Origin of the sequence: Sphingomonas horti, assembly GCF_009753715.1 — a bacterium.
Taxonomy (GTDB): Bacteria; Pseudomonadota; Alphaproteobacteria; order Sphingomonadales; family Sphingomonadaceae; genus Sphingomonas_B; species Sphingomonas_B horti.
Window position 1 is genome coordinate 81,426 of the sequence record NZ_WQMS01000014.1, and the last position, 24,516, is coordinate 105,941.

Annotated in this window: 24 protein-coding genes; 5 read left to right on the forward strand and 19 right to left on the reverse strand. The window is 68.5% G+C overall.

All coding sequences use genetic code 11. The annotated features are described in order from the left end of the window. Positions 1-94: 94 nt before the first annotated feature. From ftsA to GON01_RS12185, 17 genes are all read right to left on the reverse strand, one after another. Positions 95-1,375 carry a cell division protein FtsA gene (gene ftsA, locus GON01_RS12105; RefSeq protein WP_157027641.1) on the reverse strand — a complete coding sequence of 427 codons (1,281 nt, stop codon included), beginning with the start codon at positions 1,373-1,375 and terminating at the stop codon, positions 95-97. Then, positions 1,372-2,331, reverse strand: coding sequence for a cell division protein FtsQ/DivIB (locus GON01_RS12110; RefSeq protein WP_157027642.1), 960 nt, complete (start codon positions 2,329-2,331; stop codon positions 1,372-1,374). Before GON01_RS12110 ends, ftsA begins: the two co-directional genes overlap by 4 nt. Beyond that, positions 2,324-3,247, reverse strand: a complete 924-nt coding sequence (locus GON01_RS12115) for a D-alanine--D-alanine ligase (protein ID WP_309503206.1) — start codon at positions 3,245-3,247, stop codon at positions 2,324-2,326. The genes GON01_RS12110 and GON01_RS12115 overlap by 8 nt, the downstream gene beginning before the upstream one ends. A 184-nt stretch (positions 3,248-3,431) precedes the next feature. Beyond that, positions 3,432-4,343 (reverse strand): UDP-N-acetylmuramate dehydrogenase, encoded by a 912-nt coding sequence (gene murB, locus GON01_RS12120; protein WP_157027759.1) that lies wholly within the window; start codon positions 4,341-4,343, stop codon positions 3,432-3,434. Beyond that, on the reverse strand, positions 4,343-5,749 hold the full coding sequence (gene murC, locus GON01_RS12125; protein ID WP_157027643.1) for a UDP-N-acetylmuramate--L-alanine ligase: 1,407 nt from the start codon (positions 5,747-5,749) through the stop codon (positions 4,343-4,345). Before murC ends, murB begins: the two co-directional genes overlap by 1 nt. 342 nt (positions 5,750-6,091) lie before the next feature. Further along, positions 6,092-7,177 carry an undecaprenyldiphospho-muramoylpentapeptide beta-N-acetylglucosaminyltransferase gene (murG, locus tag GON01_RS12130; RefSeq protein ID WP_157027644.1) on the reverse strand — a complete coding sequence of 362 codons (1,086 nt, stop codon included), beginning with the start codon at positions 7,175-7,177 and terminating at the stop codon, positions 6,092-6,094. Next, a complete protein-coding gene (locus tag GON01_RS12135; protein WP_157027645.1) occupies positions 7,174-8,373 on the reverse strand; it encodes an FtsW/RodA/SpoVE family cell cycle protein in 1,200 nt (399 codons plus the stop codon). Before GON01_RS12135 ends, murG begins: the two co-directional genes overlap by 4 nt. Further along, positions 8,370-9,905 carry a UDP-N-acetylmuramoyl-L-alanine--D-glutamate ligase gene (gene murD, locus GON01_RS12140; RefSeq protein ID WP_157027646.1) on the reverse strand — a complete coding sequence of 512 codons (1,536 nt, stop codon included), beginning with the start codon at positions 9,903-9,905 and terminating at the stop codon, positions 8,370-8,372. The genes GON01_RS12135 and murD overlap by 4 nt, the downstream gene beginning before the upstream one ends. Continuing rightward, positions 9,902-10,972 (reverse strand): phospho-N-acetylmuramoyl-pentapeptide-transferase, encoded by a 1,071-nt coding sequence (mraY, locus tag GON01_RS12145; protein ID WP_157027647.1) that lies wholly within the window; start codon positions 10,970-10,972, stop codon positions 9,902-9,904. The genes murD and mraY overlap by 4 nt, the downstream gene beginning before the upstream one ends. Then, positions 10,972-12,366, reverse strand: coding sequence for a UDP-N-acetylmuramoyl-tripeptide--D-alanyl-D-alanine ligase (locus tag GON01_RS12150; protein ID WP_157027648.1), 1,395 nt, complete (start codon positions 12,364-12,366; stop codon positions 10,972-10,974). Before GON01_RS12150 ends, mraY begins: the two co-directional genes overlap by 1 nt. Positions 12,367-12,466: 100 nt before the next feature. Beyond that, a complete protein-coding gene (locus tag GON01_RS12155; protein WP_157027649.1) occupies positions 12,467-13,885 on the reverse strand; it encodes a UDP-N-acetylmuramoyl-L-alanyl-D-glutamate--2,6-diaminopimelate ligase in 1,419 nt (472 codons plus the stop codon). Between the two features lie 3 nt (positions 13,886-13,888). Then, positions 13,889-15,577, reverse strand: a complete 1,689-nt coding sequence (locus GON01_RS12160; protein ID WP_157027650.1) for a peptidoglycan D,D-transpeptidase FtsI family protein — start codon at positions 15,575-15,577, stop codon at positions 13,889-13,891. After that, a complete protein-coding gene (locus tag GON01_RS12165) occupies positions 15,577-16,191 on the reverse strand; it encodes a hypothetical protein (RefSeq protein ID WP_157027651.1) in 615 nt (204 codons plus the stop codon). The genes GON01_RS12160 and GON01_RS12165 overlap by 1 nt, the downstream gene beginning before the upstream one ends. Then, a complete protein-coding gene (rsmH, locus tag GON01_RS12170; protein ID WP_157027652.1) occupies positions 16,188-17,117 on the reverse strand; it encodes a 16S rRNA (cytosine(1402)-N(4))-methyltransferase RsmH in 930 nt (309 codons plus the stop codon). Before rsmH ends, GON01_RS12165 begins: the two co-directional genes overlap by 4 nt. Beyond that, positions 17,114-17,584 (reverse strand): division/cell wall cluster transcriptional repressor MraZ, encoded by a 471-nt coding sequence (locus GON01_RS12175; RefSeq protein WP_157027653.1) that lies wholly within the window; start codon positions 17,582-17,584, stop codon positions 17,114-17,116. The genes rsmH and GON01_RS12175 overlap by 4 nt, the downstream gene beginning before the upstream one ends. 286 nt (positions 17,585-17,870) lie before the next feature. Further along, positions 17,871-18,140 (reverse strand): hypothetical protein, encoded by a 270-nt coding sequence (locus GON01_RS12180; protein WP_157027654.1) that lies wholly within the window; start codon positions 18,138-18,140, stop codon positions 17,871-17,873. 62 nt (positions 18,141-18,202) lie between these two features. After that, positions 18,203-19,183, reverse strand: coding sequence for a cysteine synthase A (locus GON01_RS12185; RefSeq protein ID WP_157027655.1), 981 nt, complete (start codon positions 19,181-19,183; stop codon positions 18,203-18,205). 122 nt (positions 19,184-19,305) lie between these two features. On the opposite strand from GON01_RS12185, the gene GON01_RS12190 reads away from it, so the two are divergent. Beyond that, a complete protein-coding gene (locus tag GON01_RS12190; RefSeq protein ID WP_157027656.1) occupies positions 19,306-19,620 on the forward strand; it encodes a hypothetical protein in 315 nt (104 codons plus the stop codon). Between the two features lie 35 nt (positions 19,621-19,655). On the opposite strand, the gene GON01_RS12195 is transcribed toward GON01_RS12190, so the two are convergent. Then, positions 19,656-20,720, reverse strand: a complete 1,065-nt coding sequence (locus GON01_RS12195) for a M23 family metallopeptidase (protein ID WP_157027657.1) — start codon at positions 20,718-20,720, stop codon at positions 19,656-19,658. Positions 20,721-20,824: 104 nt separating this feature from the next. Beyond that, on the reverse strand, positions 20,825-21,862 hold the full coding sequence (locus GON01_RS12200; protein ID WP_157027658.1) for a DUF3667 domain-containing protein: 1,038 nt from the start codon (positions 21,860-21,862) through the stop codon (positions 20,825-20,827). Between the two features lie 92 nt (positions 21,863-21,954). Between GON01_RS12200 and GON01_RS12205 the strand changes: the two genes are divergently transcribed. From GON01_RS12205 to GON01_RS12220, 4 genes are read left to right on the forward strand one after another with little or no spacing between them, the layout of a single operon-like run. Continuing rightward, positions 21,955-22,221: a type II toxin-antitoxin system VapB family antitoxin gene (locus GON01_RS12205; protein ID WP_157027659.1), complete on the forward strand. Its 267-nt coding sequence runs from the start codon at positions 21,955-21,957 to the stop codon at positions 22,219-22,221. Then, positions 22,218-22,604, forward strand: a complete 387-nt coding sequence (locus GON01_RS12210) for a type II toxin-antitoxin system VapC family toxin (RefSeq protein WP_157027660.1) — start codon at positions 22,218-22,220, stop codon at positions 22,602-22,604. The genes GON01_RS12205 and GON01_RS12210 overlap by 4 nt, the downstream gene beginning before the upstream one ends. Next, entirely contained in the window at positions 22,601-23,086 is a 486-nt protein-coding gene (locus tag GON01_RS12215) for a DNA-deoxyinosine glycosylase (protein WP_157027661.1), read from the forward strand. The genes GON01_RS12210 and GON01_RS12215 overlap by 4 nt, the downstream gene beginning before the upstream one ends. Positions 23,087-23,127: 41 nt before the next feature. Further along, positions 23,128-24,516: a Y-family DNA polymerase gene (locus GON01_RS12220; RefSeq protein WP_157027662.1), complete on the forward strand. Its 1,389-nt coding sequence runs from the start codon at positions 23,128-23,130 to the stop codon at positions 24,514-24,516.

Here is a 24,516-nt window from a genome sequence, read left to right on the forward strand (position 1 = left end):
CGCAAATCGCCGGCGAAGCGCTCGCCCCCAACACGGGCTTATGAATCAACGGATTCGCCAAATCGACACCAAAGTTAACGGCCCACAATTTTATTCACAGGTTTGTCCGGAAGGCTGTCACCAGCCGCTGGATCAGCGCCGGCGCCGACGGCTTGACCACGGTCTGGTCGCGCCCCGCCGTCAGCAGCCGCAGGTCGATCGGGTCCGACGCGGCGTAGCGGGTCAGGCCCGCCAGCGTCGCGAAGGCCGGGCCGCTGTGCGCGTCGGGCAGGCCGGTCAGTCCGCGCGGACGCCCGACCCGGACCGATCGGCCGAGCAGGCCCTGGGCGTAATCCGCCACGCCCTTCAGCTCCGCACCGCCGCCGGTCAGCACCACCTGCCGCCCGCGGCTGAAGCCGAGCTCCGTCAGCGCCTTCGCGACCTCGCCGAAAATCTGGTCCAGGCGGGGCCGGATCACGCTGATCAGCTGCGCCCGGGTGATCCGCGCCGGCTCGCCCTGCCCCTCCTCGGCCGAAATCGGCGCGACCTCGATCATGTCGTGATTGTCGCGCGGGGTCGCCGTCGCGGAGCCGTAGAAGCATTTCATCCGCTCCGCCTGCGCCCGGCGCGTGCCGAACGCGGACGCGATGTCGTCGGTGATGTCGGCCGCGCCCAGCGGGATCGACGCCAGGTCCACCAGCATCCCGCCGATGAACAGCGACACGTTGGTGACGCCCGCGCCCAGCTCGACCAGCGCGATGCCGAGCTCACGCTCCTCGTCCGACAGGCACGCCATGCCGGTCGCGAACGGGGAAGCGACGATCGACTTCACTTCCAGATGCGCGCTGCGCACGCACAGGTCGAGGTTGCGGACCGGCGACGGCTCGGCCGCGACGACATGGATGCCGACGCCAAGTCTGTCGGCATGCATACCGCGCGGGTCCTTGACGTCGTTGAGCCCGTCCAGCGTGTAGAGCGTCGGCTGCGCGTGCAGCACCATCCGGCCGCCCGGATCGACCGAATCCCGCCCGGCGGCGAGCAGATGATCGATATCCTCCTGCTCGATCCGGTGGCCGCCAAGCTCGACCTCGACCGAGGCGACGTTGCTCGCCAGCCCGCCGGCCGAGAAGCCGACCCACACATCCTCGATGTTGACGCCGGCGATCCGCTCCGCCTGCTCGACCGCCTCGCGCACCGCAAGCTCGGTCGCGCTCATGTCGGCGACATAGCCGCGCCGCACGCCCCGGCTTTCGCGCTGGCCGGTGCCGAGCACGTTCAGACCCCCATCCTCTCCGCGCTCGACGATCAGGGCGGACACCTTCCAGGAGCCGATATCCAGCGCGGTGATCAGCTTATCACCGCGCGCGGCGGCGGCACGGGATTCACGCCTGCTCATAATGTGTCGTTCACCTTTTCGAGGCCGGGATGCTGCTGGGTCGCGGCGGGAGCGGCAGGGGTCGGCTCGGGCGAAAGCGCGCTGCCGTCGATCGCGCGCACCTGCCGGTCGATCCGCGCGACGAACCGGGTCGGGTCGCGCATGTCGAACTTCAAAAAGCCCCGTCCGAGAAGGTTTTGCGAGGAATCCATGCGCGCGAAACGCACCAGCGCGCGTTCCGATTCATCCCGTCCCTCCGGCAGCGACAGCGTCTCGCCGGACTGGAAGCGCAGGTCCCAGCGCCGCTCCCCGATCCAGGTCGCGCCGGCGATCACCGGCTTCAGCGCCGGCGCCTTGGCGAGCAGCCCGGCGAGCTCGCCGGCATGAAGATTGGCGTCGGCGCCGATCAGCAGCGGCAGGTCCCCGCTCGGGGCGGCGGTCACGTCCTGCAGCACGACACCGCTCGCGTCGATCAGCCGCAGCCGGCCCTGATATTGCCAGACCGCGGCCGGCGTGCGCTCGACGATGTCCACCACCAGCGTGTCGGGCAGCCGCCGCGAGACCCGCGCGTCCTGCACCCAGCCATAGCGCAGCAGCTTCTCCCGCACCCCGTCGAGGTCGACCAGCGGCATTGCCATCGAATGCTGGTCGAACGCGATCGCATAGACGGTCAGCCGGTCCATGTTCCGGATGCCGCGCAGGTCGACGCGCTTCACCTCGAAGCCGGCGCGCCCGAACGCGTTCGCGACCTCGGTGCCCGCCATCGCCGGCACGCCGAACGCCTGCAGCACCGCAAGGCCAAGCGCCGCGCCCAGCCCCAGCGTGCCCCAGGTGACGGCCCGCTGCACCGTCTCGTGGCTGACCGGGATCGCGCCGAACATCCGCGCGAACAGCCCCGGCTTCTTCGCCGCCGGCTTCCGCCGCGCCGGCGCGCGCGCGGGGGTGCCGCGCCGGATCTTCGCGGATGCGCTAGCCATCGCCAAGCGCCTCCTTCACGATCGCATCGACCAGCTCGGCGTAGCTCAGCCCGACCAGCCGCCCTTGTTCGGGCACCAGGCTCAGCGGCGTCATGCCCGGCTGGGTGTTCACTTCGAGCAGATAGAGGCCCTCCGCGCCCCTCTCGTCGTCCCAGCGGAAGTCCGAGCGCGATGCGCCTTTGCAGCCGAGCAATTTGTGCGCCTTCAGCGCTATCTCCAGGCACGCTTCGGCGATGTTCGGCGGAATGTTCGCCGGGCAGACATGCTCGGTCAGCCCCTCGGTATATTTGGCGTCATAGTCGTAGAAGCCGCTCTTGGGCCTCAGCTCCGTGACGCCCAGCGCGCGGCCGCCCAGCACCGCCGTCGTCAGCTCGCGCCCGCGGATGAACGGCTCGGCAAGCAGTTCGTCGAAATCCTGCCAGGGCCCAGCCACGTGGCGGCCGATCGGTTCGCCGTAATTGCCCTCGGCCGTCACGATCGCGACGCCGACCGACGAGCCTTCGTTGACCGGCTTCAGCACATAGGGCCGTGCGAGCGGATCGCCGAAATACAGGCTTTCTGACTTCACCACATGCCCGCCGGGCATGCGGATGCCGTGGGGAACAAGCGCCTGCTTGGTCAGCTGCTTGTCGACAGCGATCACCGAGGTGACCATGCCCGAATGGGTGTATCTGACGCCCATCAGGTCGAGCATGCCCTGCACCGACCCGTCCTCGCCCGGCGTGCCGTGCAGCGCGTTGAAGACGAGGTCGGGCTTGGCCTCCGCGATCCGCTCGGCGACGTCGCGGCCCATGTCGAGCCGCGTCACCTTGTAGCCAAGGCTCTCCAGCGCATCGGCCACGCCCGCGCCCGACATCAGCGAAACCTCACGTTCGGCCGACCAGCCGCCCATCAGGACGAGGATGTGGAGGGACACTAAATCCTCCCCTCATGAAATGAGGGGAGGGGGACCGCGCGCGCCAGCGCGTGGTGGAGGGGCCGCACCTCGGCCGCGAGCCGGGGGAGGATGCTGACCCTCCGCTTCGCTCCGGGCCCCTCCACCGCGCTTCGCGCGGTCCCCCTCCCCGAGCAGAGCTCGGGGAGGATTTGAACAGCTGCCGTCACCTCGCCACCCCCACGCGCTGAATCTCCCATTCCAGCTCGATCCCCGAATGCGCCTTCACGCGCGCGCGGACTTCCTCGCCCAGCGCCTCGATCTCGGCGCTGCTGGCCTTGCCCAGATTGAGCAGGAAGTTGCAATGCTTTTCAGAGACTTGAGCGTCGCCGAGCCGAAGGCCGCGGCAGCCCGCCTCGTCGATTTCCTTCCACGCCCTGGTGCCGGGCGGGTTCTTGAAGGTGGACCCGCCGGTCTTGGAGCGGAGCGGCTGCGTCGCTTCGCGCGATGCGGCGATGCGGTCCATCTCCGCCTGGATCGCAGCAGGCTCAGCGGGATGACCGCGGAAGGTGGCGCCGACCACCACCGCGCCTTCGGGCAGCTCCGAATGACGATAGGTATAGCCAAGCGCATCGAGCGGCAGCGTCCGCCGCTCGCCGGAACGGAGCACGACGTCGCATTCGACGAGAATGTCCTTCACCTCTCGGCCATAGGCGCCGCCGTTCATCCGCACGAAGCCGCCGACAGTGCCCGGGATCGAGCGCAGGAACTCGACGCCTCCGATGCCGGCATCGCGCGCGGTCGAGGAAACGAGAATACCGCTGGCTCCGCCGCCGCAGCGCAGGGTCGTCGCGTCCAACACGTCAACCTTGGCGAACGCCTTGCCCAGCCGCACGACCACGCCCGGTACGCCGCCGTCGCGCACGATCATGTTGGAGCCGAGCCCCAGCGCCATCACCGGCACCGACGGGTCGAGAACGGCAAGGAACGCCGACAGGTCGTCCACGTCCTTCGGCTCGAACAACCACTCGGCCGCGCCGCCCGACTTGAACCAGACAAGGGGGGCCAGCGGGGCGTGAGGCGTAAGCTTGCCCCGCGTCTCGCTCAGCACGGGCGGGTGCCGGAGGTTGGCGACCATCATGCCGCCTCCCTCCGCATCGCATCCGCTAGCCCCGCCGCCCATTTGGTGATGTCGCCGGCGCCCAGGCAGACGACCAGGTCGCCCGGCTGCGCGATGCCGGCCAGCTCGCGTGCCAGCGACGCGGCATCCGCAATCTCGGCCGCCGCGCGATGGCCGCTCGCTTTCAGCCCCGCCACCAGCGCCGCCGCGTTCACGCCGTCGATCGGCGCCTCGCCCGCGGCATAGACCGGCGCCACATAGACCATATCGGCGTCGTTGAATGCGGTCTCGAACTCGCTGAGCAGGTTGGACAGGCGCGAATAGCGGTGCGGCTGGCAGACCGCGATCACCCGCCCCTGCGTCGCTTCGCGCGCCGCCGCCAGCACCGCACGGATCTCGACCGGATGGTGGCCGTAGTCGTCGATGATCGTGACGCCGCCCACCTCGCCGACCTTGGTGAAGCGCCGCTTGACGCCGCCGAACTTGGCAAAGCCGCCGCGGATCATCTCGTCGGGGACGCCCAGTTCCACCGCGACCGCGATCGCCGCCAGCGCGTTCTGGACATTGTGCTTGCCCGGCATCGGCAGCCGCACGTCCTCGATGGCGCGGACCTCGCCGTCGCGGCCGCGGATCGCGACATGGAAGCAATTGCCGCCGCTTTCAGGCGCCACGAACGTCGCGCGCACGTCCGCCTGCGCCGAAAAGCCGTAGGTCACGACCCGCCGGTCGCGGATCAGCGGCAGGATGTTCTGCACTTCGGGATGGTCGAGGCACATCACCGCCGCACCATAGAAAGGCACGTTGTGCACGAACTCCAGATAGGCGGCCTTGGCGCGGTCGAAGTCGCCATAATGGTCGAGATGCTCGGGGTCGATGTTGGTCACGACGGCGATCGTGCCGTCCAGCCGCAGGAAGCTGCCGTCGCTTTCGTCGGCCTCGACCACCATCCAGTCCGACGCGCCGAGCCGGGCGTTGGAGCCATAGCTGTTGATGATGCCGCCGTTGATCACGGTCGCGTCGATCCCGCCCGCGTCGAGCAACGCCGCCGCCATCGACGTGGTCGTGGTCTTGCCGTGCGTACCGGCGACCGCGATCGTCGATTTCAGCCGCATCAGCTCGGCCAGCATCTCCGCGCGCCGCACGACGGGGATGCGGCGCTCGTACGCATAGGCGACCTCGGGATTGTCGCGCTTGATCGCGGTCGAGACGACGACCACCGCCGCCCCTTCGACGTTGGCCGCTTCATGCCCGATCATCACCTTGATGCCGCGGCGGCGCAGGCCTTCGATCGCATAGCCTTCGGCCACATCCGAGCCCTGCACCGAATAGCCGAGATTGTGCATCACCTCGGCGATCCCGGACATGCCGATGCCCCCGATCCCCACGAAATGGATCGTGCCGATATCGGTCCCGACGCCTTTCATCAAATCCTCCCCAAGCTTGCTTGGGGAGGGGGACCGCCAAAGGCGGTGGAGGGGCCCTTCCCCCGGGCTCGGGCCGGGGGAAGGGTGTTTCCGCCCGCTTTGCGGCCGGCCCCTCCACCACTCGCCTGCGGCGAGCGGCCCCCCTCCCCTGCTGCGCAGGGGAGGAACTGGATGNCGCTTGGGGAGGGGGACCGCCGAAGGCGGTGGAGGGGCCCTTCCCCCGGGCTCGGGCCGGGGGAAGGGTGTTTCCGCCCGCTTTGCGGCCGGCCCCTCCACCACTCGCCTGCGGCGAGCGGCCCCCCTCCCCTGCTGCGCAGGGGAGGAACTGGATGCCAACGCCCCTCACCCCCCGATCTCCTCGATCAGGTCGGCAAGGGCCTTGACCGCGTCGGGGCGGCCGCAGCCTTTCGCGCGGCGGGCGGCGTTGGCGAGGGCTTCGGGCTCCAGTCCCAGTTTCTGCATCTGCTTCGCGAGCTCGACCGGCGTGAACCGCGATTGCGGGATCGAGCGGGCGCCGCCGGCTTCGACCAATTCCTTCGCATTGTAGGTCTGGTGATCGTCGGTCGCCGCCGCGAACGGCACCAGGATCGCGGGCCGTCCCGCCGCCGCCAGCTCCGCCACCGTCGAGGCGCCCGATCGGGCGATGACGAGATGCGCGCGTCCCAGTCGCTCGGGCAGGTCGGGCAGGTAGGTGGCGAGCTCGGCCGGAATTCCCTGATCGGCATAGCGGGCACGGACCCGATCGATATCCTCGGCGCGCGCTTGGTGCGTCACCTGCAGCCGCGCGCGGAACACCGGCGGCAGCAGCCCCAGCCCTTCCGGCACCACGTCGGACAGGATCGTCGCGCCCTGGCTGCCGCCGGTCACCAGCACCCGGAACACGCCGTCATGGTCGAGCGCAGGATAGGGCTTGTCGCGCAGCTCCAGCACTTCGCGGCGCACCGGATTGCCGACCAGCCGCACCTTCATCGCGGCCTTGGAAGGGAGCCGCTGGATGTCCGGATAGGCGGTCGCGACGGCGTCCACCTTGCCCGCGACCAGCCGATTGACGCGGCCCAGCACCGCGTTCTGCTCGTGCACCGCGGTCGGGATCTTCGCCTCGAACGCGGCGAGCAGGGCGGGCAGCGCCGGATAGCCGCCAAAGCCCATCACCGCCGCGGGCTGGAATTCCCGGAACAGCCGCAGCGCCTGTCGGCGCCCGGCCAGGATGGCGCGCCCGGCGCGCAGCCAGCCGACCGGTCCGCCGCCCAGCCGTCCAGCCGGCAGCACATGCGTGTCGACATTCTCGAACAGGCCGGGAAAGCGCGTGCCGCGCTCGTCCGTCACCAGCGCGACATCATGGCCGCGCCGCATCAGCTCTTCCGCCAATGCGTGCGCGGGCACCATGTGCCCGCCGGTGCCGCCTGCTGCGAGGATGAATTGACTCATCGCTGCCCGCCCCATTTCACGACATAGGGGGAGCGGTGCAGGTACGGGTTCCGCCTGGTGAAGGCGAGCAGCAGGCCGAGGCCGATCGCCAGCGCGATCATCGACGATCCGCCATAGCTGATCAGCGGCAGGGTCATCCCCTTGGACGGCGCGAGCTGCAGGTTCACCGCCATGTTGATCGTCGCCTGCACGCCGATCTGCGTGGTCAGGCCGGCCGCCGCCAGCATCGTGAACGAGTCTTCCTCGTCCAGCAGCTTCAGGAACACGCGCACGACCACGGCAAGGTAAATCAGGGCCACCGCCAGGCAGGCAATCAGCCCGAATTCCTCGCCGATCACCGAATAGATATAGTCGGTATGCGCTTCGGGCAGCTGGAACTTGGCGACGCCGCCACCAGGGCCGGTGCCGAACAGTCCGCCGCCGGTGATCGTCGCATGCGCCTTGTCGACCTGGTAGGTATCGCCCTCGCCATAGATGAAATTGTCGATCCGGCTCGTCGCGACCGGGTAGAACAGATAGGCGCAGACGATCCCCCCGAAGCCGGCGCCGACCAGCCCGCCGATCACGCGCGCCGACACGCCCGACAGCAGCAGCAGCGCCATCCACATCGTGCCGAACACGATCGTCTGGCCGAAATCGGGCTGCTTCATCAGCAGGATCGCGATCACGCCCAGCAGCGCGCCGGTCAGCGGCACGACCGGCAGGCTCTTGTCCTGCTGGCGCAGCGACAGCAGCCAGGCCAAGCTGACGACGAACAGCGGCTTCAGGAATTCCGACGGCTGGAATTGCGTGAAGCCGACGCCGATCCAGCGCGTCGCGCCGTTCTTCTCGAAGCCGATCAGCGGAACGGCGGCAAGCATCACCGTCATGAACGCGGCGCCGGCCAGCGCGAAGCGCCGGGCGGTCGCCTTGGGCAGCATCGAGATGCCGAGCATCACCGGCACGCTCAGCACGACCCAGAACAGCTGGCGCCAGAAATAATGGAGCGGCGCGAAGCTCACGCCCGCGCCCGAATAGCGATGCGCGGCGGACGGGCTGGCGGCGGCCACCGCGACGAGGCCGATCGAGATCAGCACCGTGATCAGGATCAGCAGCACGCGGTCGATTTCCCAGAACCAGAGGCCCAGCGGGCTCCGGTCGGCACGGCCGAGGCGCGTGACCTGTTTCTTGCGCCGGATCGCTGCGGTGTCGGTCATTGCAATGCCCCCACGGCCGCGCGGAAAGCCTCCCCGCGCGCTTCATAGTCCCTGAACTGATCGAACGACGCGCAGGCCGGCGACAGCAGCACCGTGTCCCCCGGCTCCGCGTCGTCGGCGGCGCGCCGCACCGCCTCATCGAGCATGCCGCATTCGGCCACCGGCATGTGCGGCTCAAGCAGCCGCGCGAACATCGCCCCCGCCTCGCCGATCGTATAGGCCGAGCGGACATGCCCGAAATGCGGCGCGCAGGCGTCGAGATCGTCGGTCTTGGCGAGCCCGCCCAAAATCCACCGCACCTTCGGAAACGCCGCCAGCGCCGGCGCGGTCGAAGTCGGGTTGGTCGCCTTGCTGTCGTTCACGAACAGCACGCCGGAGTGCTCGGCGACGCGCTCCATGCGGTGGGGAAGGCCGGGATATGTGCGGAGGGCCGTGGCCCACGCCTCATCAGACTGAGGAACGCCGTGACGGCTCAGAAGCGCATAGCAAGCAGCAACCGCAGCCACCAAGTTCATCGCGTTATGGGGGCCTTGCAAAGTTGGGAAATCAGATTGCGAGCCGTAGATATCGTCTCCGACGAGCAAGGTATTCACGGTGGTTTCATCTGCACGCAAGAGACGCTTCTTCGTACTGTCGCACAGGCTGACGCCGTCACCGACCCAAACGCCAAACCCGGTCTCCACAACTCGCGACACAAATCGAGCAGCTAGGGCGCGGGAAGGTGGATCGTCGCCGACGATGACAGCAGACCCACCAACCGACTGCATCTCGAACAGCCGCGCCTTCGAGGCCGCATAGGCTTCGAAGCTCCCATACCGGTCGAGATGATCCGGCGTGATGTTGAGGAGCACCGCGACGTCGCAGTCGAGGCTGTAGGTCAGGTCGATCTGGTAGCTGGAGAGCTCCAGCACATAGACGCCGCCTTCCGGTAGCGCGTCCTGCGCGAGGATCGGCAGGCCGATATTGCCGCCCATCAGCGCCGGCACGCCCGCCGTCTTCAGGATATGGGTGACGAGCGCGGTCGTGGTCGACTTGCCGTTGGTGCCGGTGATGCCGACCACCTTGTGCGCCGGCATCCCGCTCCGCGCCTGGGCGAACAACTCGATGTCGCCGATCAGCGGGACGCCGAACTTCGCCGCATGCGCCGCGATCGGGTGGCGGTTGATCGGCACGCCGGGGGAAACGACCACGCCGGCAAAGCCGGTGAGGTCGAGGCTGAGGGGGTCGGCGACGTAAAGCTCCTCCCCTCGCGGCGCGAGGGGAGGGGGACCGCCGGCGGAGCCGGTGGTGGAGGGGCCCGCAGCGTAGCGGAGGGTGTCTCCGCCCGCTTCGCGGTCGGCCCCTCCACCATGCTTCGCATGGTCCCCCTCCCCTGCAGAGCAGGGGAGGAGCTTAGACCGCGCCTCTTCCTTCTCATCCCACGCCCACACGCTCGCGCCGCTCGCCAGCAACGCGTCGACCGTCGCCAGCCCGGAGCGCGCCAGCCCCAGCACCGCATACCGCTTCCCGGCCCAGGCGCGCGACGTGATCATCTGACCTTCAGCGTCGACAGGCCGGCCAGCGCCAGCACCAGGGCGATGATCCAGAAGCGGATCACGACGGTCGGCTCGCTCCAGCCGAGCTGCTCGAAATGGTGGTGGATCGGCGCCATCTTGAACACGCGCTTGCCGGTGCGTTTGTAGAAGAAGACCTGGATGATGACCGACAGCGCTTCCACCACGAACAGTCCGCCTATGATCCCCAGCACGATCTCATGGTGCGCGACGACCGCGATTGTGCCGAGCGCGCCGCCCAGCGCCAGGCTGCCGGTATCGCCCATGAAGACGGCGGCCGGCGGCGCGTTGAACCAGAGAAAGGCAAGCCCCGCCCCCGCAATCGCGCCGCAGAACAGCGCCAGGTCGCCCGCGCCCGGCACGTGCGGAATGCCCAGATAGGCGGCGAACTTCGCGTTGCCGACCAGGTAGGTGATCACCATGAACGCGACGGAGGCGATGATCACCGGCATGGTCGCCAGCCCGTCGAGCCCGTCGGTCAGGTTCACGGCATTGCCGAACGCGACGATCGTGAAGGCCGCAAAGACGATATAGAACCAGCCGATGTCCGCGACCGGCTGCGCGATGAAAGGCAGCCACAGGTGCGTGCCGTTGTGCCGCACGATCAGCCAGGCGGCGATGCCGGCGATCAGGAATTCGAGCAGCAGCCGCACCCGGCCGGACACGCCGGCGGTGGTCGCCTTGCGCACCTTGTCCCAATCGTCGAGGAACCCGATCGCGCCGAAGCCGAGCGTCACTGCCAGACACGCCCAGACATAGGGATTGCGCGGGTCCATCCACAGCAGCAGCGAGACGGTCAGCGCAGTCAGGATCATCAGCCCGCCCATCGTCGGCGTGCCGCGTTTGGCGAGATGCGTCTGCGGCCCGTCGGTGCGGATCGGCTGGCCCTTGCCCTGACGCAGCCGCAACCAACCGATGAACTTCGGCCCGATGATCAGGCCCAGGAACAGCGCTGTCGCGACCGCCCCGCCCGCGCGAAAGCTCAAATAGCGGATCAGGTTCAGGACGCCGGGAAAGCCGAGCTGCTCCGCGATCAGGTAAAGCATTAGCCTCTGTCTGCCTCCGCCAGTGCCCCGGCGCCAAGCTCGGCAACCAGCCGGCCCAGCCCCACGGAGTTCGACGCCTTGATGAGAACCGCGTCGCCCGCGCCGACATGCCCCTTGAGAGCGTCGAGCGCAGCTGCGGCGGCGGGCACATGCGCGAACTCGATCGTCCCCTCAAGTTCTTTCGCCAGCGGCGCCATCTCGTCCCCGACGAGCAGTGCAAAATCGACGTTGGCTGCCCGGATCGGCTCGGCCAGCTCGGCGTGGAAGCGGGGCCCATGCTCGCCCAGCTCGCGCATCGCGCCCAGAACGGCGATGCGGCGCCGGGCCTCGCCGTCGCCCAGCATTTTCAGCGTCGCGCGCATCGAGGCCGGGTTAGCGTTGTAGCTTTCGTCGATCACCAGCGCGGTGCCGCCCGGCACTTCCACCGGCACCCGCGCGCCTCGCCCGGCCATTCCCGGAAGCTCGGCGATGGCAAGGCCCGCAACGGCCAGGTCCGCGCCCGCTGCCTCGACCGCGGCGATCACCGCCAGCGCGTTCGATACCCAATGCTCGCCCGGCTGGCCGATCGTCATCGTCAGGCTCGCTTCGGGCAATTGCACGGAAACCAGCGTGCCGCCGGCCTTTGCCGGCACGCGCTCCTGCGCCCGCACGTCCGCGCCCTCGCCCAGCCCGAAGGTCAGCACCCGCGCGCCGTGCGCGTTCGCCGCCTCGGCCAGGATCGCGCATTGCGGCGAGTCATAGGGGATGATCGCGGTGCCGCCCGGCTCCAGCCCCTCGAAAATCTCCGCCTTCGCGCGCGCGATCGCCTCGATCGATCCCAGCATCTCGATATGCGCGGGTGCGATCGTGGTGACGACGGCGATGTGCGGCCGCACCAACCGGGTCAGCGCCGCGATCTCGCCTTCATGGTTCATGCCCATCTCGAACACGCCGAAGCGCGTCCCCTCCGGCATCCGGGCAAGGCTCAGCGGCACGCCGGTATGGTTGTTGTAGCTTTTCAGCGATCGGTGGGCACGGCCGGGCGCGATGCGGTCGAACGCCGCGAACAACGCTTCCTTCGTGCCCGTCTTGCCCACCGACCCCGTGACGCCGACGATCTTCGCCGCCGTGCGCGCCCTCCCTGCGATCCCGAGGGCATCCAGCGCCGCGCGCGTGTCGGCGACCAGAATATGGGGATAAGGCACCGGCCGGGCGACGATCGCCCCTGCCGCCCCTTGCGCGAAAGCCTGATCGACGAAGCGATGCCCGTCCGTCGTCTCGCCAGGCAATGCGATGAACAGATCGCCCGCCCCCACCTCGCGCGAATCGAACGCGACGCCGGCCGTGATGAAATCGGCCGAGGCAACGCCCGAAACGGCAGCCGCGACCTCGGCGGAGGTCCACAGCGCGGTCATCTAAGCCCCTCCCCTTCAGGGGAGGGGTTGGGGTGAAGCGGACCACAACCCTTCGGTGCGGACCCGAGTGCGCTGGCGATTAAGGCCAGGACGATCCCCCTCATGCCGCGCACTCCCGCGCGACGGTGACGTCGTCGAACGGCAGCACGCGGTCGCCGACGATCTGGCCCTGTTCGTGGCCCTTGCCGGCCAGCAGCACGACGTCGTCGCCGGTCGCCATCGCCACCGCTTCGGCGATCGCTTCGCGGCGGCCCGGGACTTCGCGCGCGTCGGGCGCGCCGGCGAGGATGTCGCGGCGGATCGCGGCCGGGTCCTCGCTCCGCGGATTGTCGTCGGTGACGATGACGACATCCCCCGCCTGCGTCGCCACGCGCCCCATGTCCGGCCTTTTGCCCTGGTCGCGGTCGCCGCCCGCTCCGAACACGATGATCAGCCGACCCTTGGTGTGGGGCCGCAGCGCCGCCGCCGCCGCCTCGATCGCGTCGGGCGTGTGCGCGTAATCGACATAGACCGGCGCGCCGGCGCGCGTGATCGCCGCCCGCTCCAGCCGGCCGCGCACCGGGGTCACGCGCGCGAGGTGATCGAGCGTCCGGCCCAGCTGCCCCCCGGTCGCGATCGCCAGGCCCGCCGCCACGCACGCGTTCGCCGCCTGATAGGCGCCGATCAGCGGCAGCATGACCTTGTAGCTCCTGCCGTCCGCCTCGATCATCAGCTGCTGGCCCAGCCGCGAGGGCGTGCGCGACACCAGCCGCAACGCCTCACCTCGCTCACCGACCGTCAGCACACGCAATCCCCTGGCCCGGGCGACCTCGATCACCTTTTGCGAATGCGCGCCATCGTCGGCCCAGACAACCGCCGCCCCGTCCTCATCCACAACTTCTTCGAACAGGCGCAGCTTGGCGGCGAAATAGCTGTCCATGTCGCCGTGATAGTCGAGATGATCGCGGCTGAGGTTGGTGAAGCCGGCGGCGCGCACCGGCAGACCCTCGGTCCGCTTCTGGTCGAGCCCGTGGCTCGATGCTTCGAAGGAGAGATGGGTCACGCCCTCGCGCTTCAGCCCGGCGACGTTCGACAGGAAGGTGACGATGTCGGGCGTGGTCAGCCCCGTCAGCACCTGGTCGTGGGCGGTGGTGACGCCCAGCGTGCCGATCGACGCGGCATTGTGCCCGGCCAGCCGCCAGAGCTGCCGCGTCAGCTCGACGCTCGACGTCTTGCCGTTGGTGCCGGTGACGGCGACCGTCACGTCCGGATAAGGCGCGAAGAACCGGGCGGCGAGCAGCGCGAAGGCGCGGCGCGGCTCCGAAGCGGCGATGTGCGGCGCGCCTTCGACGCGCGCTTCCGGCCGCGCGACGATCGCGGCGGCGCCCGACGCGATCGCCTGGGGGATGAAGTCCTCGCCGTTGAAGCGCGCGCCCTTGAAGGCGCCGAAAATCGTGCCCGGGGCCACCTTGCGGTGGTCGATCGCGAAGCCGGTTACCTCAATCGGGGAATCGATGCCGGCCAGGTCGCTGAGCCGCATCGATCATTCTTCCTTCTCATGGATATAGGGCAGCACCTCGGCCATGTTCGCCTCCCGGTTCGGGTCCGGCATCACGCCCAGCATCGGTCCGATCCGGCTGATCACGCCCGAGATGACAGGCGCGACGTTCCAGCCGGCCGTGTGGAAGCCGTAGGTATCCTTGGTGGCCTTGGGATCGTCCAGCATCGCCACCACCACATAGCGCGGCGCCTCCATCGGGAACACACCGGCAAAGGTCGTGACCACCGAACCACTGGTGTAGCGGCCGCCGACAATCTTCTCTGCCGTGCCGGTCTTGCCGCCGACGCGGTAGCCGGGCGCGTCCGCCTTGCGGCCGGTGCCTTTCATTACGACCAGGCGCAGCAGCGCGCGCATCTTGTACGAGGTCTCGGCGGAAAAGACGCGCTCGCCCTTCGGCACCGGCCGGCCGGCATCATGCTTCAGCAGCGTCGCCGGCCGCCAAAAGCCGCCGTTGAACAAGGTGGCATAGCCGGTCGCGAGGTGGAGCGGCGAAACGGCAATGCCGTGGCCGTAGCCGACCGTCATCGTCGCAATGTCTCCCCAATTGGCGCCGGGCGTGAGCGGCCGGCCACGCTCGGGCAGCTCGATCGAAACCTTTTCAAGGAAATGCATCCGCCGCAGCCATTCGCGCTGCCGCGCCGCGCCGACCTGCGCCGCGATCTGCGCAGTGCCGATGTTCGACGATTCCTGCATGATCTGCGCGACCGTGCAGGAGCCGCCGAACGGATGGGTGTCGGTGATCGAGAAGCGGCCGGCCTGCAGCACGCGCGGGCAATTATAGGTCTGGCCGAAGCTGGTGATGATGCCGTCGTCCATGGCCATTGCGACGGTGAACGGCTTGAAGGTCGATCCGAGCTCGTACACGCCCAGCGTCGCGCGGTTGAACGCCGCATCCGGCCCCTGCTGCGCCGGCTTGTTGGGGTTCAGCTCGGGCATCGACGTCAGCGCGACGACCTCGCCGGTCTGGATGTCCATCACGACCCCGGCTGCGCCGATCGCGCTGAACTTCGCCATCGCCGCGCCCAGCTCCGCCTCCAGCGCCTGCTGGACCCGGCTGTCGATCGACAGCATCACGCCGGTGCCGCGCGCGGAGCCGGTCAGCTCGCTCTCCAGCACCTTTTCCATGCCGGAGACGCCCTGGCCGTCGAAATTGGTGAAGCCGAGCACGTGCGCGGCGAGCATGCCCTGCGGGTAGATGCGCTCCGGCTCGCGGCCGAGGTCGATGCCCGGCTCGCCCAGCCGGTTGACCGCCGCGACCAGCTCCGGCGTGGCGCGGCGGCGCAGATAAGTGAAGGTCAGCTTCGAATTCAGGATCTTCAGATATTCGGCCGCGCTCCGCTCCGGCATTAGCTGAGCGAGCGAGATCGCAAGCGCGCGCTTGTCGCCGATCACCTTTTCCGGATGCACGCCGATCGACCAGGCCTCGATGGTCTGCGCGAGCGGGATCCCGTTGCGGTCGAGGATGTCGCCGCGCGCGATCGCCGAGATATGGGCGCGGTTGGTGCTGTTGTCCGCAAATACCGCCAGATACGCGATCCGCAGCCCGATCATCGCGGTCGCGCCGACGAACAGCAGCATCAGCAGCATCAGCCGGACATGCGCCAACGCGAGCTCGGGCCGGCGCTCCGGAAGCGCGCGGAGCTGGATCGGGCTGGGCGCGGCGGTGGCCATCAGCGGCCTTTCGCTTCCTTGGCGGCGGCGCGGGCGATCTCGCCGATTGACGCGTCGTCGAGCAGGGCGACCTTCTGCACCACCGGGGTTCGGGCCGGCTTCGCCTGCGCCTTCGGCTTGGCCATCGGCGCCGGGGCCGGCTCGATCATGGCGACGGTCTGGATCAGCGGCGGCGCCTTGACGGCCGGGATCACCGGCGCGCCGTCGGTCCGCGCGTCCTGCACCACGGCAGGGCGGAAGGTCGGGCGGTTCGCGGGCGGCGGCGCGGCCTCGGCACTGGCCAGCGCTGTGCTCGCGACCGGCTGGCCGATATCGCCGCCGGCGTCCGGCGCATAGGCGGCGAGCTGCACGCCGCTCGGGACATATTGGCCGACCTTGGGCGCGGCGAGCGCCAGCACCTCGTTGTTGTATTCCTCCAGCTGGCGCAGGCTAGCGCGCGCGCTGAACTCCGTCTCCAGCCGGCGGATATCGCGCTGCGTGACCGCGATCCGGTGCTCGACGCTTTCCAGCGCGGCGCGCTCGGCCGCGACCTGCAGCGAGACGAGATAGAAGGACAGCGCGGCGCCCGCGACGCCCGCCACCCAGCCGATCGGCCGCAGCCGCCTGGTGATCATGCCGCCTCTCCCTTGCTCCAAGGCTCCGCCGATGTGCGCCGGGCGATGCGCAGCGTGGCCGAGCGCGCCCGCGGATTCGTCGCCGTCTCGCGCGCGCCCGGCCGCACCGCCTTGCCCACCGCCTCGAAACTGGGCCGGCGCGTCTTCGCCGCCGGCAGATGGCGCGACGCGGCAGGCGCATGGCCGCTGCGGTCGCGCAGGAACTGCTTCACGATCCGGTCTTCCAGGCTGTGGAAGGTGACGACCGCCAGCCGGCCACCCGGCGCGAGCGCGCGCTCAGCGGCTTCCAGCCCGCCGGTCAGCTCGTCCAGCTCGCGATTGAGGTGAATCCGGATCGCCTGGAACACCTGGACTGCCGGGTCCTTGTCCTTGCCCGCGATATAGCCGACGCTCTTGCGCACCGCCGCGGCCAGCTCGAGCGTGCGCGCCAGCGGCCGCGCGGCGACGATCGCCCGCGCGATCCGGCGCGACCGCCGTTCCTCGCCGTAGCGGTAGATCACGTCCGCGATCTCCGCCTCGTCGGCCGTGTTCAGCCACTCGGCCGCGGTCTGACCGGCCTGCTCCATCCGCATGTCGAGCGGCCCGTCCGCCTGCACCGAAAAGCCGCGCTCGGGCTGGTCGAACTGCATCGACGACACGCCAATATCCAGCGTCACGCCGTCGACCGGCAGCGCCTCCGCGTCCGCCAGGGCGGCAGCCATTTCCGAGAAGCGCCGTTCGATCAGCGTCAGCTTCGGGTCGTCGATCGCGCGGCCGGCCGCGATCGCGTCCGGGTCCCGATCGAACGCATAGACGCGCGCGCCCTTCGCCAGCATCGCCCGCGTGTAGCCGCCGGCGCCGAATGTGCCGTCGACATGCCGCTCGCCCGGCTCAATCGCCAGCGCCGCGATCACTTCGTCGAGCAGGACGGGGATGTGCGCGCTCATTTCGCGCCTCGCTTGGCGCGGGTGAACTCGACCAGCTCCTTCAGGTTCGGGTCGACACCCTCGGCCGAGAGCAGCACGTCGGGGTTCCAGATCTCGAAGAAATTGCCGGCGCCGGTGAACACCGCGTCGGTGCCGGGCGTCAGCTTCGCCTTCATCGCGTAGAAGTCGGGCAGCACGAACCGGCCGCTCGCGTCGAAGCCGGCCGATTCGGTCATCGCCAGCGTCCGGCGCTTGGCGTTGTAGTCGAGCGCGGCGCCGTCCGCTTCCAGCATTTCCTCGCGCCGCTCAAGCCGGTCGTGGCTGCGCTTCAACCAGGCGGGGTCGTAAGCGATCAGGCACGGGTCCTGGGGGTGCAGCGCGATGACGACGGTGCGGGGATCGCCGCCGCCGGCCTCGACGTTCCGCTCGATGACGGCGCGCATGGATGCGGGGATCGCGACGCGGCCCTTGCCGTCGACCGCGGTCATCGCAAATCCGTTAAAGGCCTCCCGTTCGCCCACGCACACCCTCTCAGGCCGGGGCGCAACACTCCTCGTTCCGGAAAGCACGTATCGCGCGCCGTCCGGTGTCGACTCGACTCAAGGGATTAGCCCCGCCTGTGACACTGACATATCGCGGGCAGTCACGGGATACAACGGGATTTTGCGGGATTTTGCGGGAAATCCTCACATCTTGACGCGCCGACGGGGCGCGCCGCCTCGCACGCTATCTATGTTCCAGCTCTGTTCCAGGGAGCGCACGGGAAAGCGCGGGTTATTGGTTCGGTGCAGGCGGCGCAGGCGCGGCGGCAGCGGCATTGGTGGTCGGCGGGCCGGCCGGGGTAACGCCGATCTCGGTCAGCGGATCGTTCGGCGCCTGATCCGCCGTGTTTCCGACCATGTTCGCGACTTGCGCCTGCGAGGCATTCATCGCGACGACATTGTCGCCCGGCTGCTTGCGTGCGGATTCGAAGATCGCGGCAGACACGGCGACGACCAGCAAGACGGCGCCCAGCCCCGTCAGCCCGACGCGCACACGTTGCATTCCAGCGCGTTTGTCTTCCGACATCGGCCGGGAGTGTAGCGCGTTCGCCCGCGAAAGCAAAATCAGGCCTTTGCCTGCGATTTCAGCCCCTTCGCAGCCAGCCACTCCGGATTGTACAGCGTCGAGAGATAGCGGAAGCCGGTATCGGCCAGGATCGTCACAATCCGCTTGCCCGGCCCGAGCGCGCGCGCCAGCGCCATCGCGCCGGCGACGTTGATGCCGGAGGAGAGGCCCAGGCACAGGCCTTCGTCCATCAGCAGCGCCTCGACCTGCGCCAGCCCTTCCGCGTCGGAAATGCGGAATTGCGTGTCGATCGGCGCGCCTTCCAGGTTGGCGGTGATCCGCCCCTGCCCGATTCCTTCGGCGACCGAGCTGCCTTCCGACTTCAGCTCGCCGTCGCGGTAATAGCTGTACAGCGCGGCGCCGTGCGGGTCGGTCAGCGCGATCGTCACGTTCGGGTCCTTGGCCTTCAGGCCCAGGCCGACGCCCGCCAGCGTCCCCCCCGTCCCCACCGCGCAGGTGAAGCCGTCGATTCGCCCGTCCATCTGTTCCCAGATTTCCTCGGCGGTCCAGCGGATGTGTGCGCGGCGGTTCGCGATGTTGTCGAACTGGTTGGCCCAGAGCGCGTTCGGCGTCTCCTCGGCGATGCGGCGCGAGACATGGACGAAGTGGCACGGGCTCGAATAGGGCGCGGCCGCGACCAGCACCAGCTCGGCGCCCAGCGCGCGTAGCGTGTCCATTTTCTCGCGGCTCTGCGTCTCGGGCATCACGATGATCGTGCGATAGCCCTTGGCATTGCCGACCAGCGCCAGGCCGATGCCGGTATTGCCCGCCGTCCCTTCGACGATCGTCGCGCCCGGCCCGATCAGCCCCTGCTCCTCGGCATCCTCGACGATGCCCAGCGCCGCCCGGTCCTTGACCGACGCGCCGGGGTTCAGGAATTCGCACTTGCCGAAGATATCGCAGCCGGTCGCTTCGCTGGGCCCTTTCAGGCGCACCAAAGGCGTATGGCCGATCAGCGCCAGCGTATCGGGAAGACTCATGACGTTGACGTAAGCCGCCGCCGCCCGCCGGGCAAGCAGCCGAAACTTGGGGCCGCCCAAGCCATTCAATCCCCGTTCACCCGCCCCCGGTACGACATCGCAGGCTGACAAGGGGAAGAAGAATGAAAAGCCTGGCAGCCGCGGCGCTGTTGGCCGCGCTCCTCCTGCCGGCGCCGGCCGCGGCGCAATATGACTATGACCGCGCCCTGCAGAATTATCGCGACCTTCAGGCCGGCCGGAAGCAGCCGCAGGAGCTGACGCCGCTGGAGCTGGAGGAAATCCGCCGCCTCGACGCCGCCGTCCGCGCCGGCGCAGACCTGGGTCCGATCCAGCTTCCCGACACCGAAGCCCGCTGCCGCGAGCGCAACGCGACTGCGCATCCGACGCCGCTGGAGGAAGCCGTCCTCAGCCTCAAATGCTCGCAGCGGAAAAACTGAACGAGCCAGCGCGATCGCCTCGGCCCGATTGGCCCCTACGTCGCGCTGAAGTAGCTTCCGCGCGTCAGCGATGAAACGTTCGTAAAGTGCATCGGCAGGCCATCGGCGAATTCCCAGCGCGGCCCGTCCTGCAACTGATAATGCATATGGGGGCCGCTCGTGTCGCCCGAGTTCCCGAGCTCGCCGATCTGATGCCCTTGAGCAATCTCGTCGCCCGCACGCACACGCACCGAGCCCATTCTCATATGGGCGATCAAGCTGAACTCACCGTTGCGATGGTCGATGACGACATTGTTCCCGACGTCGCCGCCATCCGGATATTCCGGCGCGAAATAGGCCGGGTTGCTCTCTCCGTCCTTTGGCTGGTCCGGCCTGTCGTTCCGCGCTTGCACCACGATCCCGCCCGCCGGCGCGATGATGGGGCGGCCCCATCCGGCATAGTCCTCGGGCCGATCGGAACCGACCTTCCTCATCGGAGCGTAGTTGGCGTCCAGACCGAGAGCATCGATGGCGAATCCGCCGCTGCGGTTTCGGTGCCCCCCGCTCAGCACGCCTCCCTGCGAGATGATGGCGGGACCGCGAAACGGAAAAATCAACGATGTCCGCTGCCGAAAATCGAGGATTGGAACGCGCGCCGACACCACGTGGCCGCGGCCCCGATCATCGGCGACGCGAAGTTCCAGCACGAGTTCGTCGATCGCGGGCGTTTGCGGAACATAGCAATGCAGCCGGAATGCCTGCGGCCAATAGAATGGCGGGTCGGGCGCCTGCCCGGTCAGCCGGCTCGGAGAGAGGTCCTGCCGCGCGATGCTGGTGAGCGCGGCCCCTTCGATCCGTTCCTCCCGGACAGACGCGCCGGCCGCCCTGTAGGTGATGCGAAGCGAAAGCGGCGCGAGCGTCTGGCTTTGCTCCGTCTCCAGCATGAGAAAGAACACCCATCCATCCAGCTTCTCACGCGGATTGAAGGTGGACCGATAAATCTTCGTCGGCACGGTCCGAAGCCGAAACCGGGATTCGGCCGATTTCGCCGCCGCGGGGCCGGTGACGGCAAGTGCCGCGGCTCCCATCAATGCGGAGCGGCGTGAGACATCGATAGACATTGGCTTGGGTTACCGTCCACCGAAGACGGCCGCGACAGGTTTCGACAGGATGCGCATGCCGCTCGACTGGCGACATCGGTTTCGAACGGAACGGCTCGGCTTGCTCAGCTCATCGCGGTCACGAGCGCGTAGAACATGCCGCCCGAAACGGCCGCTATGCCGTACAGCAGCGGCAGGCGCAGCAGCGCGCCGCTGCGGGAGAGCTGGTAGGCGCCGCGCATGTCCACGTACATGTGCCACAGTGCGTAGAGCATCAGCGCCAGCATGACGACGCCGCTCGCCAGGCCGAGCGAGCTTGCGACCATCCACAGCGAGAACAGCAGCGACATGAACGAGATCGAATAGGTCACGAAGGTCGCGTGATCGTACAGACCATAGTCCCGCCGCCACGCGAACAGCAGCCACATCATCGGCGTGCTGATCAGGATCAGCGCCCAGGAGAATTTATAGGCGTTCGCCTTCAGCCGATAGGCGACGAACTCCTTGTTCGTCCGGATCTGCTCGGCCACCGAGCGGCCGGCGAGATCGTCCTTCGCCTTGCTGCCGACATCGGCGGTGATCGCGCTCGCCGCGGCCAGTTCCTGCCGGTCGTCGCGCACCTCGGTCAGCCGCTGCTGCAGCTTGGCGCGCCGGGCCGCGCTCAGGTCCGGCTGCTTCAGATCGGCTTCCGTCGCCGCGATCCGGTCGTCGAGCTTCTCCACCTGCCGCTGCAGCGTGCGGGCGCTTTCCTGCGCATTGGCCTGGGGCGAGCTGTCGTGGTGGCCGAAGATCGAATAGACCGCGTACATCAAGAGCGCGCTGAACAGGAACAGCGCGAAGGGCGAGACGAACTTCGCCCGCTCGCCGTGGATGTAGCGCCGGGTCAGTTCTCCCGGCCTCACCGCCAGCTCCGGCAGCGTCCGCCAGATCTTGCCGTCGAAATGCAGCACGCTGTGCGACAGGTCGTGCCACATCGCACCGAGCGTCCGGTGCACATGCGCCGTCTGGCCGCATTGCGCGCAATAGGGCCCGGTCAGCGCTTCGCCGCAGTTGAGGCAAACGCCGCCATGCGTGCCCTCGACCGCGCGCCCATGCCCCGGCTCGACCGCGGCCGCCCACAGCCCGCCGGTCACCACATCGCCTGCATCAGAAAGCCCCGACATGGGCGCTTGGTAGCAGCCGGACTTCCGCCAAGCTAGGCGGTCGCCTTGCATACCAGACTTCCGGGGTAGATATATGCACTTCGGAGGTAGAAATGGGCGTCCAGCTGAACATCAAGGACGAAAATGTCGTTCGCCTGGCACGCAAGCTCGCCAAGGCGGAACACAAGTCCGTTACCCAGGTGCTGCGCGACCTGCTCGAACGCGAAGAGCGGGCGCGCGAGGAAGCGGCCGAGGCCAAGACGAAGGCCGTTCTGGAGATTGTCGAGAGAATGCGCGCACTGATGTCGCCCGAGGACCGCGCCAAGAGCAGCAAGGAGTGGATGGACGAAATCTACGACGAAGACGGCCTGCCAATATGATCGTCGACACGTCGGCCTTGATGGCCATCATTCAGCAGGAGCCCGAGCAACCGGCGTTCATCGCCGCAATCCTTTCAAGTTCGGAATGCTCGATCTCGGCGGGATCCTGGGTGGAGCTTGGCGCCGTCCTGGGCCGCCGCAAGCCCGAACTTGCCGAGGAGGCAGAATCTCTACTGGACAAGCTCGGCCTGTCGATCGCCGAAGTGACGACAGAGCAGGCGCGCATAGGACACAGGGCCTATCTGGAATTCGGCCGCGGCCGTCACGAAGCGCGCCTGAACTTTGGCGATTGCTTCTCCTATGCCTTGGCCAAGGCGACAGGACGCCCGCTCCTTTTCAAAGGGAATGATTTCGTCCTGACTGATATCGCTCCGGCGCTTTGACCCGCCACACCTCCTTCGCGCCTGTCGTCGATAGCGACACCGAAACCCTGATCCTCGGCAGCCTGCCCGGGGCCGCGTCGCTGGCGGCCGGGCGCTACTACGCGCATCCGCGGAACCAGTTCTGGCGGTTGATCGGCGCCGTGATCGGCGCGGACCTCGCCGGCCTGCCCTATGACGAGCGCCTGACGATGCTGCTCCATCACCGGATCGGCCTGTGGGACGTGATCGCCGATGCCGAGCGCGCCGGCAGCCTCGACGCGGCCATCCGCAATCACGCGGCCAATGATTTGCAGAAGCTCGTCGCGCGCCTGCCCGCGCTCCGCACGATCGGCTTCAACGGCGGCACTGCGTCAAAGATCGGACGCGCGCAGTTCGGTCCGCTGGCGGAACGCTATCGTCTCGTCACCCTCCCCTCCAGCAGCCCGGCCCATGCCGCCCGCTCGTTCGAGGGCAAGCTGGCGATATGGCGTCAGCTCGTCTGATCCTGTCCTACACGCCGATGTTCTGCTAATGTTCCACTCCAATGAGTCGGCCAGCAAACCCCTCTCCCCCTCCACCTGAGCCGCCGGTCCGGCAAAGTTCACGCATTTCTCCGCAGACGTGCCATGACCTTCGTTACCTTTCGCTCGACCTTCCGCCCCGGCCGCTGCGCTGGCTGTTTCTCGACCTGAACAGCTATTTCGCGAGCGTCGAGCAGCAGCTTCAGCCGGAACTGCGCGGCAGGCCGGTGATCGTCGCTCCGGTCGGCAGCGACACCACGGTCGCGATCGCCGCCTCCTACGAAGCCAGGCGCTACGGCATCAACACCGGCACGCCGGTCTGGGAAGCGAAGCAGAAATGCCCCGACCTGCTGATCACGCCCGCGCGGCACGAGCGCTATGTCGAGTTCCACGACGCGATCGTCGCCGAAATCTGGAGGCACGTGCCGGTGGAACGGGTCTGCTCGATCGACGAGGTCGCGTGCCGCCTGCTCGACAATGAGAACGGCCCCGCAGCCGCCCGTGCGCTGGCGCTCCGGATCAAGGCGGGCATCCGGGCCAATATCGGCGACTGCCTGACGTCCTCGGTCGGCATCGCCCCGAACCGGCTGCTGGCGAAGCTCGCGTCCGACATGCAGAAGCCTGACGGGCTCGTTGTCCTGACGGCCGATCAGCTGCCGCATCGGCTGTTCGCGCTGCACCTGCGCGACATTGCCGGCATCGGCGCCAGGATGGAGCGGCAGCTGGCGCGCGCCGGGATCAACGACATTGCCGGGCTCTGCGCCAGGCGGCCGCGCGACGCGGGAACGGCCTGGGGCGGCACCAATGGCGACCGGCTCTGGTATCTGCTGCACGGTGTCGACCTGCCGGAAAAGCCGACGCAAAGCCGGACGATCGGCCACAGCCATGTGCTCGCGCCTCGTTCGCGCGGGCTGGCGCCGACCCGGCTGGTGGCGCGGCGGCTTGCGCTGAAGGCCGCCAGCCGGCTGCGCCGCAAGGGCTATATCGCGCGCACGCTGGTGCTTCACGGCAGGTTCGAGGACGACAAGTCGGGCTGGCGCACCGCCCGGCGGCTCGCGGCGACGCAGGACAGTTTCGCGATCCTGGCTGCCCTTGACGCGCTCTGGCCGCGGCTGGAGGCGGCGGGGCGGGCGCGGCCGGGCGGCTTCCGGCTGCGCATGGTCGGCGTCACTCTCGCCGGAATCGAGCCCGTCCGGGGCGAGCAGGAATCGCTGTTCGCCCATCTCGATCCTGACAGCGCGCTGGCCCGCGAAACGCGTAACCTGGCGCTCAGCCGCGCGATCGACCGTCTGAACGCGCGCTTCGGGCGGAATGCGGTGACGCTAGGCCCGCTCGCCGGCGGCCGAGCGGATCGGGTCGGCAGGCAGATCGCGTTCGGCCGGATTCCGGAGCTCGCGGAATTCCATGAATGA